The sequence below is a fragment of the Finegoldia magna genome, assembly GCF_002243175.1.
Classification (GTDB): domain Bacteria; phylum Bacillota; class Clostridia; order Tissierellales; family Peptoniphilaceae; genus Finegoldia; species Finegoldia magna_J.
This window is the reverse complement of sequence record NZ_NDYF01000008.1, coordinates 1-13179: the sequence shown is the minus strand read 5'-3', so window position 1 is coordinate 13179 and position 13179 is coordinate 1. Positions and strand designations below refer to the sequence as shown.

General features: G+C 32.9%; 13 protein-coding genes and 16 tRNA genes. 3 read left to right on the top strand and 26 right to left on the bottom strand.

Annotated elements, in window-relative coordinates; all coding sequences use genetic code 11:
• Window positions 1–63: 63 nt before the first annotated feature.
• The 10 genes from B9N53_RS02145 to B9N53_RS02100 all read right to left on the bottom strand — a co-directional run bounded on the left by B9N53_RS02145 (window position 64) and on the right by B9N53_RS02100 (window position 9061).
• Window positions 64–897 (bottom strand): undecaprenyl-diphosphate phosphatase, encoded by an 834-nt coding sequence (locus B9N53_RS02145; protein ID WP_094203479.1) that lies wholly within the window; start codon window positions 895–897, stop codon window positions 64–66.
• Between the two features lie 103 nt (window positions 898–1000).
• Window positions 1001–2026 (bottom strand): ABC transporter substrate-binding protein, encoded by a 1026-nt coding sequence (locus B9N53_RS02140; RefSeq protein ID WP_094203478.1) that lies wholly within the window; start codon window positions 2024–2026, stop codon window positions 1001–1003.
• A 1-nt stretch (window position 2027) separates the two neighbouring features.
• Entirely contained in the window at window positions 2028–2801 is a 774-nt protein-coding gene (locus B9N53_RS02135) for an ABC transporter permease (protein WP_035109446.1), read from the bottom strand.
• Window position 2802: 1 nt separating this feature from the next.
• Window positions 2803–3612 carry an ABC transporter permease gene (locus B9N53_RS02130; protein ID WP_002836160.1) on the bottom strand — a complete coding sequence of 270 codons (810 nt, stop codon included), beginning with the start codon at window positions 3610–3612 and terminating at the stop codon, window positions 2803–2805.
• On the bottom strand, window positions 3602–4648 hold the full coding sequence (gene potA / locus B9N53_RS02125) for a spermidine/putrescine ABC transporter ATP-binding protein (RefSeq protein WP_094203477.1): 1047 nt from the start codon (window positions 4646–4648) through the stop codon (window positions 3602–3604). The genes B9N53_RS02130 and potA overlap by 11 nt, the downstream gene beginning before the upstream one ends.
• Before the next feature lie 12 nt (window positions 4649–4660).
• Window positions 4661–5200, bottom strand: a complete 540-nt coding sequence (locus B9N53_RS02120; protein WP_002836156.1) for a helix-turn-helix domain-containing protein — start codon at window positions 5198–5200, stop codon at window positions 4661–4663.
• 142 nt (window positions 5201–5342) lie between these two features.
• Entirely contained in the window at window positions 5343–6182 is an 840-nt protein-coding gene (locus B9N53_RS02115; RefSeq protein ID WP_094203476.1) for a TPM domain-containing protein, read from the bottom strand.
• 12 nt (window positions 6183–6194) lie between these two features.
• The gene (locus tag B9N53_RS02110) at window positions 6195–6749 is read right to left on the bottom strand and encodes a LemA family protein (protein ID WP_002836154.1); all 555 of its coding nucleotides are present in this window, start codon (window positions 6747–6749) and stop codon (window positions 6195–6197) included.
• A gap of 8 nt (window positions 6750–6757) precedes the next feature.
• Window positions 6758–7933, bottom strand: a complete 1176-nt coding sequence (thiI, locus tag B9N53_RS02105) for a tRNA uracil 4-sulfurtransferase ThiI (RefSeq protein ID WP_094203475.1) — start codon at window positions 7931–7933, stop codon at window positions 6758–6760.
• The gene (locus B9N53_RS02100) at window positions 7934–9061 is read right to left on the bottom strand and encodes a cysteine desulfurase family protein (protein WP_094203474.1); all 1128 of its coding nucleotides are present in this window, start codon (window positions 9059–9061) and stop codon (window positions 7934–7936) included.
• A gap of 92 nt (window positions 9062–9153) precedes the next feature.
• Here B9N53_RS02100 and B9N53_RS02095 point away from each other — a divergent pair, with 92 nt between their 5' ends.
• From B9N53_RS02095 to B9N53_RS02085, 3 genes are all read left to right on the top strand, one after another.
• Window positions 9154–9999, top strand: coding sequence for a ribonuclease H-like domain-containing protein (locus B9N53_RS02095; RefSeq protein WP_094203473.1), 846 nt, complete (start codon window positions 9154–9156; stop codon window positions 9997–9999).
• The gene (locus tag B9N53_RS02090) at window positions 9992–10597 is read left to right on the top strand and encodes a YczE/YyaS/YitT family protein (RefSeq protein ID WP_094203472.1); all 606 of its coding nucleotides are present in this window, start codon (window positions 9992–9994) and stop codon (window positions 10595–10597) included. Before B9N53_RS02095 ends, B9N53_RS02090 begins: the two co-directional genes overlap by 8 nt.
• A gap of 89 nt (window positions 10598–10686) precedes the next feature.
• Entirely contained in the window at window positions 10687–11049 is a 363-nt protein-coding gene (locus tag B9N53_RS02085; RefSeq protein WP_094203471.1) for a type II secretion system protein, read from the top strand.
• 69 nt (window positions 11050–11118) lie between these two features.
• Here the strand turns inward: B9N53_RS02085 and B9N53_RS02080 are convergent.
• From B9N53_RS02080 to B9N53_RS02005, 16 genes are all read right to left on the bottom strand, one after another.
• Window positions 11119–11194 (bottom strand) — tRNA-Arg (locus B9N53_RS02080).
• 216 nt (window positions 11195–11410) lie between these two features.
• Window positions 11411–11485, bottom strand: a tRNA-Trp gene (locus B9N53_RS02075).
• Window positions 11486–11561 (bottom strand) — tRNA-Phe (locus B9N53_RS02070). It abuts the tRNA gene before it with no gap.
• Window positions 11562–11630: 69 nt separating this feature from the next.
• Window positions 11631–11707: transfer RNA gene (locus tag B9N53_RS02065), tRNA-Ile, on the bottom strand.
• A 20-nt stretch (window positions 11708–11727) separates the two neighbouring features.
• Window positions 11728–11818 (bottom strand) — tRNA-Ser (locus B9N53_RS02060).
• Window positions 11819–11837: 19 nt separating this feature from the next.
• Window positions 11838–11926 (bottom strand) — tRNA-Ser (locus B9N53_RS02055).
• A 5-nt stretch (window positions 11927–11931) separates the two neighbouring features.
• Window positions 11932–12007 (bottom strand) — tRNA-Lys (locus B9N53_RS02050).
• A gap of 4 nt (window positions 12008–12011) precedes the next feature.
• Window positions 12012–12088 (bottom strand) — tRNA-Gln (locus B9N53_RS02045).
• Between the two features lie 7 nt (window positions 12089–12095).
• Window positions 12096–12172: transfer RNA gene (locus B9N53_RS02040), tRNA-Arg, on the bottom strand.
• A gap of 5 nt (window positions 12173–12177) precedes the next feature.
• A tRNA-Gly gene (locus B9N53_RS02035) sits at window positions 12178–12251 on the bottom strand.
• A 36-nt stretch (window positions 12252–12287) separates the two neighbouring features.
• Window positions 12288–12372, bottom strand: a tRNA-Tyr gene (locus tag B9N53_RS02030).
• A 24-nt stretch (window positions 12373–12396) separates the two neighbouring features.
• Window positions 12397–12472 (bottom strand) — tRNA-Thr (locus tag B9N53_RS02025).
• Window positions 12473–12478: 6 nt separating this feature from the next.
• Window positions 12479–12555 (bottom strand) — tRNA-Asp (locus tag B9N53_RS02020).
• A gap of 38 nt (window positions 12556–12593) precedes the next feature.
• Window positions 12594–12669, bottom strand: a tRNA-Val gene (locus B9N53_RS02015).
• A 7-nt stretch (window positions 12670–12676) separates the two neighbouring features.
• Window positions 12677–12751: transfer RNA gene (locus tag B9N53_RS02010), tRNA-Glu, on the bottom strand.
• A gap of 307 nt (window positions 12752–13058) precedes the next feature.
• A tRNA-Met gene (locus B9N53_RS02005) sits at window positions 13059–13135 on the bottom strand.
• Between the last annotated feature and the right edge of the window lie 44 nt (window positions 13136–13179).

The following is a 13179-nucleotide window of genomic DNA, read 5'->3' as shown; positions in this document are numbered from 1 at the left end:
CTATGTTTTCTAATGTTCATTTAGGAATAATTGCAACTATTCCTTCTAATTATTATATCACAACTATCTGATTAGTCCGAAATAAATTAGAACCAATACACCAAGAGCTATTCTGTAATAACCGAACACTTTGAAATCATTGTTTTTGATGTAATTCATCAAGAATTTAATTGTAATTACAGATACAATGAAGCTAACTGCAGTTCCCAATAATAAAACGAATGCTTCCATTGCTGTAAAACTAAATCCAAATTTCACAAGTTTTAGTAAACTTGCTCCAAACATTGTTGGAATTGCCAAGAAAAATGTAAATTCAGCTGCAACTGTTCTGGATAATCCTATGGCAATACCTCCCAAAATCGTAGCTCCCGAACGTGATGTACCTGGGAATATCGCTGCAATTACTTGGAATAATCCTACTATAAAAGCTTGTTTGTAAGTAATTTTATCGATACTATCGACTAATTTTTTGTGTGATTCTTTGTTTTTATTTTCAATTATAATAAAAAGAATACCGAAAATTATTAGTGCTAATGAAATTACAAAATAATTATAAAAGTGTTCTTCGATAAAATCATCGAATTTAATACCAATAATAGCTGCAGGAATACATGCAACAATTATTTTTGCCCACATTATCATTTTGCTTTTACTAATAGATATAAGATGAGTTTGACCTTTTTTAAATGGCCACACTTTGTTCCAATAAATTACTACAACTGCCAAGATTGCTCCCAATTGAATTACAACTGTAAACATTGATTTGAAAGCATCTGACATATTCAGTTTTATAAATTCGTCTAATAATAAAATATGACCAGTTGAACTAACTGGCAACCATTCTGTTATTCCTTCTATAATTCCCAAAAGAATAACTTTTAATATTTCTATAAACATATTTCCTCCAATTTCTTAACTACTCATATTATATGAAAAATCCGTTTATTATTCAATCTCAAATGAAAAAAGTGCAAAAGTAAATCTCTTGCACTTTCTAAGTTTAATTTGCTTTTATATCCGCCCATATATCGTCGTATTTTTCGACAAAGTCTGATGGGTCTTTAAATATTTCCATATTTTTATGCTTTGATAAATCAGGATAAGCTGTAGCATCATCTTGAACTTCTTTGTCCAAAAGTTTTTTTGCTTCTGTTGATGGAAGTGAATAACCAATGTATTCTGCATTTAATTTTGCATTCTCGGGATCTGTCATAAAATTAATAAATTTTTCAGCATTTTCCTTGTGCTTTGCATTTTTCAAAATTGCCAACGTATCAAACCACAAGTTTGATCCTTCTTTTGGAATTACATATTCCAAGTTTTCATTTTCACCTTTAGCGACGATTGCATCACCTGAATACATTACTGCAATATCTGCTTCTTCATTGACCATTTGATTTTTGGTTTCATCTACAAGATAAGCAAGAACAATATCTTTTTGTTTTATCAATGACTCTTTTGCTTGTTCAAGCTCTTTTTCATTTCTAGAATTCATTGAATATCCTAATCTTTTCAAAGCTACTCCTAGAGTGTCTCTTGTGGAGTTCATCATTATGATGTTGTCCTTGTATTTTTCATCCCACAAAATATTCCAGCTATCAACATTGTCTTTAACTTTATTTTTATTGTAAAGAATTCCGACAGTTCCCCACATATACGGAACTGTGTATTCGTTTTTGGGATCGTAATCCAAATTTCTAAACCTCTTATCGATGTATTTGAAATTTGGAATTTTGCTGTAATCAATTTTTTCAAGCATTCCTTGTTTAATCATTTTTTCAGCCATGTAGTCTGAAGGAACCACAACGTCGTAATTGTTGCCTCCTTCTTTTACTTTCATATACATATCTTCGTTTTGCTCAAAAGTGTCATAGATTACTTTAATTCCCGTTTCTTTTTCAAACTTTTCTATCAAAGCCGGTTCGATGTATTCTCCCCAATTGTACACATACAAAACATTTGATTCATCTTTGGAGCAAGAAGTTAAAACCAATATAGTTAATAAAAATAATAAAAATTTTCTCATCCTACAATTCCTCCAATAGATTTGTTCTCTTGTGAAGAATCAACAACAGAATAACCATTACCAAAAACATGATTGTACTCAACGCATTAATTGCTGGATTTACGCCTTTCTTTGCCATAGAATACACAGTAACTGATAAGTTTGACACGCCATGACCTGTCGTGAAGAAGCTTATTACAAAATCATCAATACTAAGTGTAAATGCCAACAAGCTTCCTGAAAATACGCCCGTTTTTATTTCAGGAAGTACAACTTTTCTCAAAGTATAAAAAGGTGTCGCTCCCATATCCATAGCAGCCTCTGGCAAGAACTTATTCATCTGCGATAATTTCGGCAACACTGCAAGTATTACATATGGAGTTGTAAATGTTATGTGTGATAATAACATCGTGAAAAATCCGAATGGAAAATTCATCAAGTTAAATATTACCATCAAACTTACTGCCGTCACTATATCAGGATTTAAAACTGGAAGATAATTCATATTTAAAAGCAAAGTTTTCTTGTATCCTCTCAAATAATAAATTCCTATTGCTGCTATTGTTCCTAAAATTGTTGCAATTATTGTAGCTAATATTGCAATTAATATTGTGGTTTTAAAAGAAGACAAGATTTCTTCGTTGTGCAATAATTCCTTGTACCATTTGAACGTAAATCCAACCCAGCTTCCCTTCAAACGAGAATCGTTAAATGAAAATACCATTAATACAGCAATTGGTCCGTAAAGAAACAAAAACACCAATGCTAAGTAAAATTTCTTGAAAAATTCTTTCATTTTATTCTCCCTTCTCATTCGTAAAAGCTAATGAAATTAAAATCATAATGATAAGCACTACAGAAATTGCACTACCGTAATGCCAGTTTCCTGCTATTCTGAATTGATGCTCAATTATATTACCAATCAAATTGTATTTGTTACCACCAAGTAACGCAGATATTTCAAATGTAGATATAGCAGGAATAAACACCATTGTAATTCCCGTAATAACTCCAGGCAAACTCATCGGAAACACTACTCTTAAAAAAGTTTGCAACTTAGATGCTCCCAAATCGTAACTTGCTTCTACTAGTGAATAATCTGATTTGTCTAATATTGAGAAAATAGGAAGTATCATAAAAGGTAAGAAATTGTAAACCATCCCCATTAAAATAGCTCCTTCAGTGTAAAGCATTTTAATTGGAGAAAAACCAAAATGTATCAACATACTGTTGATTATCCCGTTTTTACCAGTTAAAATAATCCACGCATAAGTTCTCAACAAAAAGTTCATCCACATTGGAATAACTATCATAAGCATCAACACAGCTTTGTATTTTTTGTCTACTTTACTGATAAAATAAGCTGTTGGATAACCTATCAGCAAACAAATTACTGTACTTATAAATGCCAATCTTATTGAATTCAAAAGTACTTTTACATATTTTGATGTAAAAAATCTGTGAAAGTATTCAAGCGAAAATTGTGGATTAGAAAAATCTCTCAATGATCCAGTTGTAACTGAATAATAAATTATAAGAAACAACGGAAATACAATGAAAAATAGTATCCAAATAGCGTAAGGAATGGATAATTTCTTAAGCTTCATTGCCGCACCTCTTCATAATATGAATATTATCTGGATCAATGTTAATTCCTACCATACTTCCTTGAGGCTTGTTGATAGTTGATTGGGCTTTGTATTTGAAATCTCCAGTATCCACAAACATTTCGTAGTGAATTCCTTTAAATCTGTCGCTTATAACTGTGCCTTTGATTTGTCCTTTTTCTGGAGCAACTATCTCCACATCTTCTGGTCTAATAACCACTTGGACACTTTCGTTTTTCGCAAAACCTTTATCCACACACTTCCATTTATGATTGGAGAATTCAACCATGCAATCTTCCAAAAATACTCCGTCAATTATGTTACTTTCGCCAATAAATTTAGCTACAAACTCATTCTTAGGCTCATTGTAGATATCTTCTGGAGTTCCTATTTGTTGAATTATACCATTATCCATAACAACAATAGTATCGCTCATAGTTAAAGCTTCTTCTTGATCGTGAGTTACATAAACAAATGTAATTCCAATTCTTTCTTGAATATTTTTGAGTTCATTTTGCATTCCTTTTCTCAACTTCAAATCCAATGCACCCAATGGTTCATCTAGCAACAAAACACTAGGTTCGTTGACCAATGCTCTAGCTATAGCAATCCTTTGTTGTTGTCCACCACTCAAATTATTTATTTTTCTTTTTTCAAAACCAGACAAATTTACAAGCTTCAAAACTTCTGTTACTTTTTCTCTGATTAATTTTTCGTTCATTTTTTTGATTCTCAAACCAAAAGCGATGTTTTCGAATACATTCATATTAGGAAATAGAGCGTATTTTTGAAAAACGGTGTTCACATTTCTCTTATAAGGTGCAATATGACTTATGTCTTTACCTTCAAAAATAATTTTCCCAGTATCTGGAGTTTCAAATCCAGCAATTAATCGCAAAGTCGTAGTTTTCCCACAACCTGATGGTCCCAATAATGTCAAAAATTCTTTATTTCTAATGTAAAGATTCAAATCTTTTAAAATATGTTCATCTTCAAAAGATTTATTAATACCGATTAATTCAATGATATTATCCATTAAACATTCCCCCTAAAAATTTGGTGGTGACATAACCCATATCACCTTGCAGATTTTTGTGCCATTATTTTCTAACATTCTAGTTTTATTGCACTTCGTGTAAAAACAATCACCTTTGTTTAGTTTATATATTTCATTGTCGAGATAAATGTTGCAACTTCCCTCAAGTACATACCCAAACTCTTCGCCTTCAAATGGATTGTATTCTTTAGTTTCTCCTTTTTGATTAAGCGTAATTATAACAGGTTCCATAGTGTTTACCTGAGATTTTGGAACTAGCCATGTAATAGTAGAATTCATGCTCAAATCTTCACTTGATTGATAGTCGTCTTTTGTGAAAATCTCTTTTACTGAGGGCTTATCCATAAAAAAAGTTGCCATATCAGTTCCTAATGCATTTAATAAGTCATTAAGTGAATCTACAGAAGGACTTGTCAAATCTCTCTCTAATTGTGATATGAAACCTTTTGTCAAATCAGACCTTTCTGCCAATTCTTCTTGGGTCAATCCAAGTTTTAACCTCAATGATCTTATTTTTTCTCCTATTTCCATTACTATCTCCTTACTTAAAATATTAAACCAAAAGTATTATAACATAAAAGCATACAAAACTAAACAAAAAGTTAAAAATATTTTACTAAATTTTCGTAAAAAAATACTCTCAAAATAAATTGAGAGTATTTCATAAATTTGATTAAAAGCTTCTTCCCGCTCCTCCGCCTCCGGACGAGCCTCCTCCTCCAGAGAATCCACCGAATCCTCCAGAAGATCCGCCGCCAAAACCTCCGCCGAATCCGCCGAAGTCATCGTCATCGAATCCTCCTCCAAATCCAGGGAAGAATATTGTACCACCACGTCTTCTGCCTCTGTATCTATTATTTCTACGATTATTTCTTGAGATAAAGTACAAAACAAGCAGAATTATTACCATTCTTAGTACAGCATTAAAAACTTGTGGATCTGTTTTTCTGTTTAAATTTTTTTGATATTTGTCAAAATCCCCAGTTAATTCAACATCATACTCAGCAGCAACTTCACTGACAACTGCATTGAATCCTTCTTGTAAAGCGTTAGAATAATTACCGTCTTTTAAATCATCAAGCATATATTCATCAATTATTCTACCAACCTTACCATCGTTAAGTCTTCCTTCAATTCCATAACCTGTAATGATATTGATGTGACGATTACGACCTTTAGGTTCATTTAAATCTTGTGACAATAAAATCAGTACCCCATTTTTCTTAGTGGCATCTCCGATTTTCCATTTGTTAAACAAATCGACGCCGTAATCAACAGGATCTCTTCCTTTTAAGTCTTTTATGGTTACAACAAGTACTTGTGAGCCTGTTTTTTGCTCAAGTTCTACATTCGTCTTAACTATTTTATCTTTAACTTCCTGGCTAATCACACCCATCTCATCAAGATAAAAAGTATCCGGTGATTTCGGCAAATCTTGGGCAAAAGCATTTACATTAAAAATTAATAAAAAAGCTAAAACAAATGAGAATATCAATCTAAATTGCTTTCTCATTATTTATTTGTCCTATTCAAAGTTAACTTGTGGTGCTTTTTGTGCTGAAGCATCTGCTTCAAAGTATTTTTCAGAGCTGAATCCCATTAATCTAGCAAATATTACTGTTGGGAATCTCTTAACTTTTTGATTATATGATTTTACAACTGTATTGTAATTCTTTCTTTCTGTAGCGATTCTGTTTTCTGAACCTGCTAATTCATCCATAAGTTGTGTAAAGTGTGCATCTGATTTTAATTCAGGATATCTTTCTACAACAACATTCATACCATTTAATGCTTTTGTCAATTCATCATTTGCTTTTGCTAATTCCTCTGGATCCTTAGCATTCTTAACACCGCTTCTAGCTTCAGAAACTTTGATGAATACATCTTCTTCGTGCTTTGCAAATCCTTTTGCTGTGTTAACCAAGTTTGGAATTAAATCCGCCCTTCTTTGAACAACGTTTTGAACTTGTGCATATGCTTCGTTCACATCTTCCTTTGATTGAACCAAACCGTTGTATTGTGGCACTAATAATAATGCTAACACAACAATAATCCCTATAATAACTCCTGCTTTTTTCATACTTCCTCCTATTGTCTAATCTTAATTAATTCCATATTATCTATACATTCTTGAACCAAGGCTTCAATATCTAAGTTTTCTTCTTCTCTTTTGACATCGTAAATTCTTGGTTTAGTGACTGGTCTTTTCGGTGTAAACACCGTGCAACAATCTTCAAAAGGCAAAATTGATGTTTCGTAAGTTCCTATTTCTCTTGCTATTTCTATGATTTCTGTTTTATCACTTGCAATCAAAGGTCTTAAAATAGGAAGACTTGTAACTTCGTTGATAACTGAAACTCCTTGAATAGTTTGACTTGCAACTTGACCCAAGCTTTCTCCTGTAATCAAAGCGTCAATTTTGTTTTCATTTGCAATTCTTTCTGCAATTCTCATCATAAATCTTCTAGAAATGATAGTCATCATTCTTTCCTTGCAGTTTTTCGTGATAGCTTTGTACACTGGAAGCAAGTTCACAGAATAAAAGTTAATATTACCAGTATAATAAGAAACTTCTTCTGCTAGTTGCTTAACTTTTTCAAACCCTCTTTGACTTGTGAATGGGTAGCTGTGGAAGTGCAAACAATCCACACGAACTCCTCTTTTAGCCATCAGAAAAGCAGCAACAGGACTATCTATACCACCTGATAATAACAACAAACCTCTTCCAGAACTTCCAATAGGAAGACCTCCCCATCCTTTGATTCTATCAGTGTAAACATAACAATTATCCTTAATGTCTACATAAACAAAAAAGTCAGGATTTTTGATGTCAACCTTAACATAATTGCCGTATTTTTTTAATATAGTACCACCTAAAAGCGGATTTAATTCTGGCGATTTTGGTTCAAATTTCTTGTCAACTCTATGAACATCAACTTTGAAAGTTTGAAGTTTGTCTTCGATAATTTTACCTTCTATTATCTTTAATACCCCGTCTTTCATACTTTCAACCGTTTTTTCACATTTTATGCAAGGACTAATGTACACAATTCCAAAAACTTTTTTAATTTTGTCTATCATTTCATCAAAATCATTGACATCAGCCTTGATGTACAACTTACCTTGTTCTTGATAGTATTCTTCTATTTTATAATCAGAAATCGCATCCAAAATCTTGCTTATTGCACGTTTTTCGAAAGTGTGTCTATTCTTTCCTTTTAATGTTAGTTCTCCAAAACTAACCGATATATACCAATCTAACATTTATCTCCTCATAATATCTCTAATATCTTCTAATCTAAGCTTTAATTTCTCAACAAATATATCCAGTACATCCTCAGGCGTATCATCAGTAAATGAAATTCTTATACATCCATCTGAAAACTCATCAGGTGTGTTAATACTTTGGATAATTCTTGATTTTTTGGAACCATTACATGCACTCCCAGTAGAAATATAAATTCCATCTTGTTCCAAATAATGTAGCAATACTTCACTCTTAATGTAATTAAAGCACACATTCGTAATGTAAGGACTATATCCTTCCAGTTTGGAATTAAAATAAACACCATCAATTTTTGATAACTCATCCATCAAATATGACTTCATCTTGTATAATCTGTCGTAAGTCTCATCAATTTTTGAAAAAACTTCTTCACTCGCGCATTTCAATGCCACAATTCCCGCTACATTTTCAGTTCCCGGAGAAATTCCGGATTCTTGTGATCCACCTATTATAAGAGGCTTAACTCTTTCAGGATTTCTGATGAAAATTGCACCAATTCCTTTTGGAGCGTGAATCTTGTGGCCACTAATTGTGTAGAAATCAATCTTCGCTTCATTAATATCCAATTTAATTTTGCCAAAACCTTGAATTCCATCTACATGAAACAAAGTATTAGGATTTTTCTCTTTAATTCTCTTGCCCAATTCTGTTATTGGAAGAATTCTACCAGTTTCATTATTAACATGCATAACTGAAACTAAACGTGTTTTTTCATTTATCAAATCAATTATATCTTCGACTTTAAAATCATCACTTACATTTACAAAATGAACAGTCCTATTTTCCTTCAATTTATTATAAGTCTTAAACACAGAAGAATGTTCGATATTTGTAGTTATAAATTCTTCTTTTTTATCATTTGTAACACTTCCATTGATTGAAATATTATTACCTTCAGTTCCGCAAGATGTAAAGAACACATTTTCTGATCTTACATTTAATAAGTTTGCAATTGTATTTCTGGAATCAGTAACAAGTTTTTCAGCTCTCATTCCAAAATCGTACAAACTAGAAGGATTACCAAAATCAACAGTCATTGCATTAACCATTTCTTTTACTGCATTTTCCGAAACTTTTGTAGTAGCAGCATTGTCTAAATATATCATTATATCCCTTCATTTCTATTTAAAATCATACTAATATTATAACATGTAGAGAAAATTTACCAAAATAATAGTATAATGGAAATGGTGATAAAATGAATGAAAATCAGGCTATTATAAATATAGAAACAACAGGAATCGATCCTCACAAAAACCACATCTATCTTATAAATATATTCACAAATGATAGGTACTATAATTTTTACTCAAAAAACAATGAAACTGAGGAAAAAATTATAAAATCAGCTTATAAAATCATACTAAACAAACAAATTATTTGCTTTAGTGAATTTGACGTAAAATTTATCAATACCAAAATAATAAAATACACAGAATTTGATGTCATTAATAATTGCATTTACTTGCAAAAATTAATTAGAAATTACTACAATAACTCATTTACTTCCCTTAAAGCAAAAGATTTGTCATCAAAATTATTCGATATTAATATAGATGATAAATCAAAATCTGTGAAATTATACAAAAAGTTCTCAAAATCGAATCGTATCTCAGGTGAATTAATAGAATTTGCCAAAACATCCATGAATTTTAACATAAAACTGTACAATTATATGAAGAAATTCTTTGAAGAAAATTGTGATCCATTTTATCTGTACTCAAATTTTGTTAGATATTTGCTATATGATATTAAGAAAATAAAAAATAACTTAGAAATTAGTTTGATCACAGATAATAATATGGAAATAGATGCAATGTATGAATCAACTCAAATCAAATCACATGGAATGTTTATGGTTTTAAGTTTGAGTTTGCACAAAGGATACATTGAAGATGATTTTGTTGAATGCGCAATGACAAATATGGAAAACAATTATAATTTAATAAACAATTACTACCCTTTAATCAAAAATGATGAATTTATTTATGATAATATTAAAGAATTAGTAAAATACACACTTACGGAGATTTTTAATGAATAAAAGGACAAAACAAATATTATTTGCAATATTAGGGAACTTAATAATTGGATTTATTATTGGAATACTCAGACTATCAAAATTAGGTGTAGATCCTCTTAGTTTTATGAATAGTGGATTTTCTGATTTTTTGAATAAAGATTTTGGAACTGTAATTACCGTAACCAATTTCATATTAATTGTTATTGTATTTTTAGGCCACAGAAAATCAATCGGTCTCGGAACTGTCATAAATATGGCGACTGTAGGTTACAGCGCTGATTTTTCGTACATGCTACTAAAATTTATGGATACGGACAAATTTTCGATTAACTTTATTCTATTGATTATTGGAATAAATATTATGAGTATAGGAGTTGGAATTTACTTGGAAGCTGACCTGGGTGCCAGTGCTTATGACGCTATGCCCTATGTTGTAGACAATGTTGTAAAAAAAGATTTATCATATAAATACACAAGGATCGTATTAGACATAATATGCATAGTAGTTGGTCTATTATTTGGAGAACAAATCGGAATAGGTACTATATTTTTAGGATTTTTATCCGGCCCACTAATTGTATTTTATAGGAATTTGGCTAAAAAATTGATTTTTGAATAGATTTAAAAATATTTAATTATTTGTATTGAATAATCCTTGATTTTGATTATAATAAAAGTAAGTAGAATAATAAATAACTGGAGGAAATCATGAAACTACAAACTTTAAAAAAGAAGAAAAAAGGATTTACATTACTTGAATTATTAGTCGTACTTGCCATACTAGCTATCCTTATAGCAATAGCTATTCCTGTCTACAAAGGACAAAAAGAAAAAGCAGCTATAACTGCCCACAATGCAAACGTAAGAGTATTAGAAACAGCTTTGGAAAGCTATAAACAAGATAATAGCGGTAAATTACCGGATGGATTAGAAAAATTAGTCCCTGACTACATTAAAAGTGTCCCAAAAGTTCCAGCAAGTGAAAATGAAAAGTTGAAAGGTCAATCTTATAAGATAACTAATGGAAAAATTGAACCTGAAGAAATAACTACCACTAAAAAAGCTGATTAATAAGATATTTGGAATTCTACTATGTATTACATTAAAAAACTGCTTCTTTTTCGGAGCAGTTTCTTAATTTGGCAGAGATTGAAGGAATCGAACCTTCATCCTTCAGATTCGGAGTCTGACATTTTACCAATTAAACTAAATCTCTATACCCTATCATTTATGACTATATTTTAAATTATAGTTTTTTTATAAAACAATACATAATTTACGTATTATAAATTTTACTTACACTGAAAATATATAATCTCATAAAAAATTGTTACGTTAATTGTTACGTTTTATAATCGTAGATTAAATATATAAAACATAAAAACGGCTTGATTCAATGTCTAATAACACATAGAACCAAGCCGTTAAGTCGTGGCAGGGGATAGAGGACTTGAACCCCTGACATCCGGTTTTGGAGACCGACGTTCTACCACTGAACTAATCCCCTTGGTGCCCAGAGCCGGAATCGAACCAGCGACACAAGGATTTTCAGTCCTTTGCTCTACCGACTGAGCTATCTGGGCACGTACTTTATTTAGGAAATGATTTCAACATTATAAAAAAATATTTCTTGAATAAATCAAGAAATAATTTGGTGGGCCTTCAGGGACTCGAACCCGGGACCTACCGGTTATGAGCCGGGCGCTCTAACCAACTGAGCTAAAGGCCCAAGAATAAATCATATATTCTTGGCGGAGAAAGAGGGATTTGAACCCTCGCATCCCGTTAAGGATCTACTCCCTTAGCAGGGGAGCCTCTTCAGCCACTTGAGTATTTCTCCTAAATAAAGTAATTTAAAATGGCGGAGAGGGTGGGATTCGAACCCACGCGGGGTTGCCCCCAAACGGTTTTCAAGACCGCCTCGTTATGACCACTTCGATACCTCTCCACATTTGGTGGCTCATCCGGGACTCGAACCCGGGACACCCTGATTAAAAGTCAGGTGCTCTACCATCTGAGCTAATGAACCGTATTGGCTGGGGTGACAGGACTCGAACCTGTGGAATGCAAGAGTCAAAGTCTTGTGCCTTACCAACTTGGCGACACCCCACTATTATTGGCGCACCTAGGGGGATTCGAACCTCCGGCACACGGATTAGAAGTCCGTTGCTCTATCCAGCTGAGCTATAGGTGCTTAATTGGAGCGGGTGAAGGGAATCGAACCCTCGCAACCAGCTTGGAAGGCTGGGGCTCTACCACTGAGCTACACCCGCATATAGGTAATTTTTTATTATTCTGTAAAATTTTATTGGTGGAGGAGGGTGGATTTGAACCACCGAAACATAAAGTAACGGATTTACAGTCCGTCCCCTTTGGCCACTCGGGAACTCCTCCGTAATCCTTTGTTTAAAAAGGATTTGGAGCTGGTGGGAGGACTTGAACCCCTAACCTACTGATTACAAGTCAGTTGCTCTACCAATTGAGCTACACCAGCATAACTTGGCGACCCGGAACGGACTTGAACCGTCGACCTCCAGCGTGACAGGCTGGCATTCTAACCAACTGAACTACCGGGCCTTGTGTTAGAATTTGTTTTTGTGTTTTGTAAAAATATATGGTGGGCGATACAGGGCTCGAACCTGTGACCCCCTGCTTGTAAGGCAGATGCTCTCCCAGCTGAGCTAATCGCCCATATATCTGGTGACCCTACCGGGATTCGAACCCGGGATACCGCCGTGAAAGGGCGATGTCTTAACCGCTTGACCATAGGGCCTAATTATTCAAGATTTTTTTATTGTATTAAGTTGTTACTGTATGGTTGCAGCTTCGCTGCAAATGTCTTGGTCGCTACATAACGAAATCGAAGATTTCTATTGCGCGACATTTGACCTACCTACAAATCACTTCGTGATTTGGGTTAGGATCAAGAACCGCTTGACCATAGGGCCTTATTACTAAGGTTTGTTATTAAAATTTATTCATTTGTTAACAACTTACTTATTTAGTTTAGCATTTTATAAGCATTTTGTCAACACTTTTTTTCAATTTTTTTACTCAGGTTTTACATAATATTTTATGTATGGTTGCGGGAGCAGGATTTGAACCTACGACCTCCGGGTTATGAGCCCGACGAGCTACCAAACTGCTCTATCCCGCGTTATTGGTGCCGAGGATCGGAATCGAACCGATACGGTGTTTTAC

What these genes read in the sequence shown, in the direction of transcription:
- B9N53_RS02145 (WP_094203479.1), bottom strand. Translation starts at nt 897, where the DNA reads ATGTTTATAGAAATATTAAAAGTTATTCTTTTGGGAATTATAGAAGGA.
- B9N53_RS02140 (WP_094203478.1), bottom strand. Translation starts at nt 2,026, where the DNA reads ATGAGAAAATTTTTATTATTTTTATTAACTATATTGGTTTTAACTTCT.
- B9N53_RS02135 (WP_035109446.1), bottom strand. Translation starts at nt 2,801, where the DNA reads ATGAAAGAATTTTTCAAGAAATTTTACTTAGCATTGGTGTTTTTGTTT.
- B9N53_RS02130 (WP_002836160.1), bottom strand. Translation starts at nt 3,612, where the DNA reads ATGAAGCTTAAGAAATTATCCATTCCTTACGCTATTTGGATACTATTT.
- potA (WP_094203477.1), bottom strand. Translation starts at nt 4,648, where the DNA reads ATGGATAATATCATTGAATTAATCGGTATTAATAAATCTTTTGAAGAT.
- B9N53_RS02120 (WP_002836156.1), bottom strand. Translation starts at nt 5,200, where the DNA reads ATGGAAATAGGAGAAAAAATAAGATCATTGAGGTTAAAACTTGGATTG.
- B9N53_RS02115 (WP_094203476.1), bottom strand. Translation starts at nt 6,182, where the DNA reads ATGAGAAAGCAATTTAGATTGATATTCTCATTTGTTTTAGCTTTTTTA.
- B9N53_RS02110 (WP_002836154.1), bottom strand. Translation starts at nt 6,749, where the DNA reads ATGAAAAAAGCAGGAGTTATTATAGGGATTATTGTTGTGTTAGCATTA.
- thiI (WP_094203475.1), bottom strand. Translation starts at nt 7,933, where the DNA reads ATGTTAGATTGGTATATATCGGTTAGTTTTGGAGAACTAACATTAAAA.
- B9N53_RS02100 (WP_094203474.1), bottom strand. Translation starts at nt 9,061, where the DNA reads ATGATATATTTAGACAATGCTGCTACTACAAAAGTTTCGGAAAATGCA.
- B9N53_RS02095 (WP_094203473.1), top strand. Translation starts at nt 9,154, where the DNA reads ATGAATGAAAATCAGGCTATTATAAATATAGAAACAACAGGAATCGAT.
- B9N53_RS02090 (WP_094203472.1), top strand. Translation starts at nt 9,992, where the DNA reads ATGAATAAAAGGACAAAACAAATATTATTTGCAATATTAGGGAACTTA.
- B9N53_RS02085 (WP_094203471.1), top strand. Translation starts at nt 10,687, where the DNA reads ATGAAACTACAAACTTTAAAAAAGAAGAAAAAAGGATTTACATTACTT.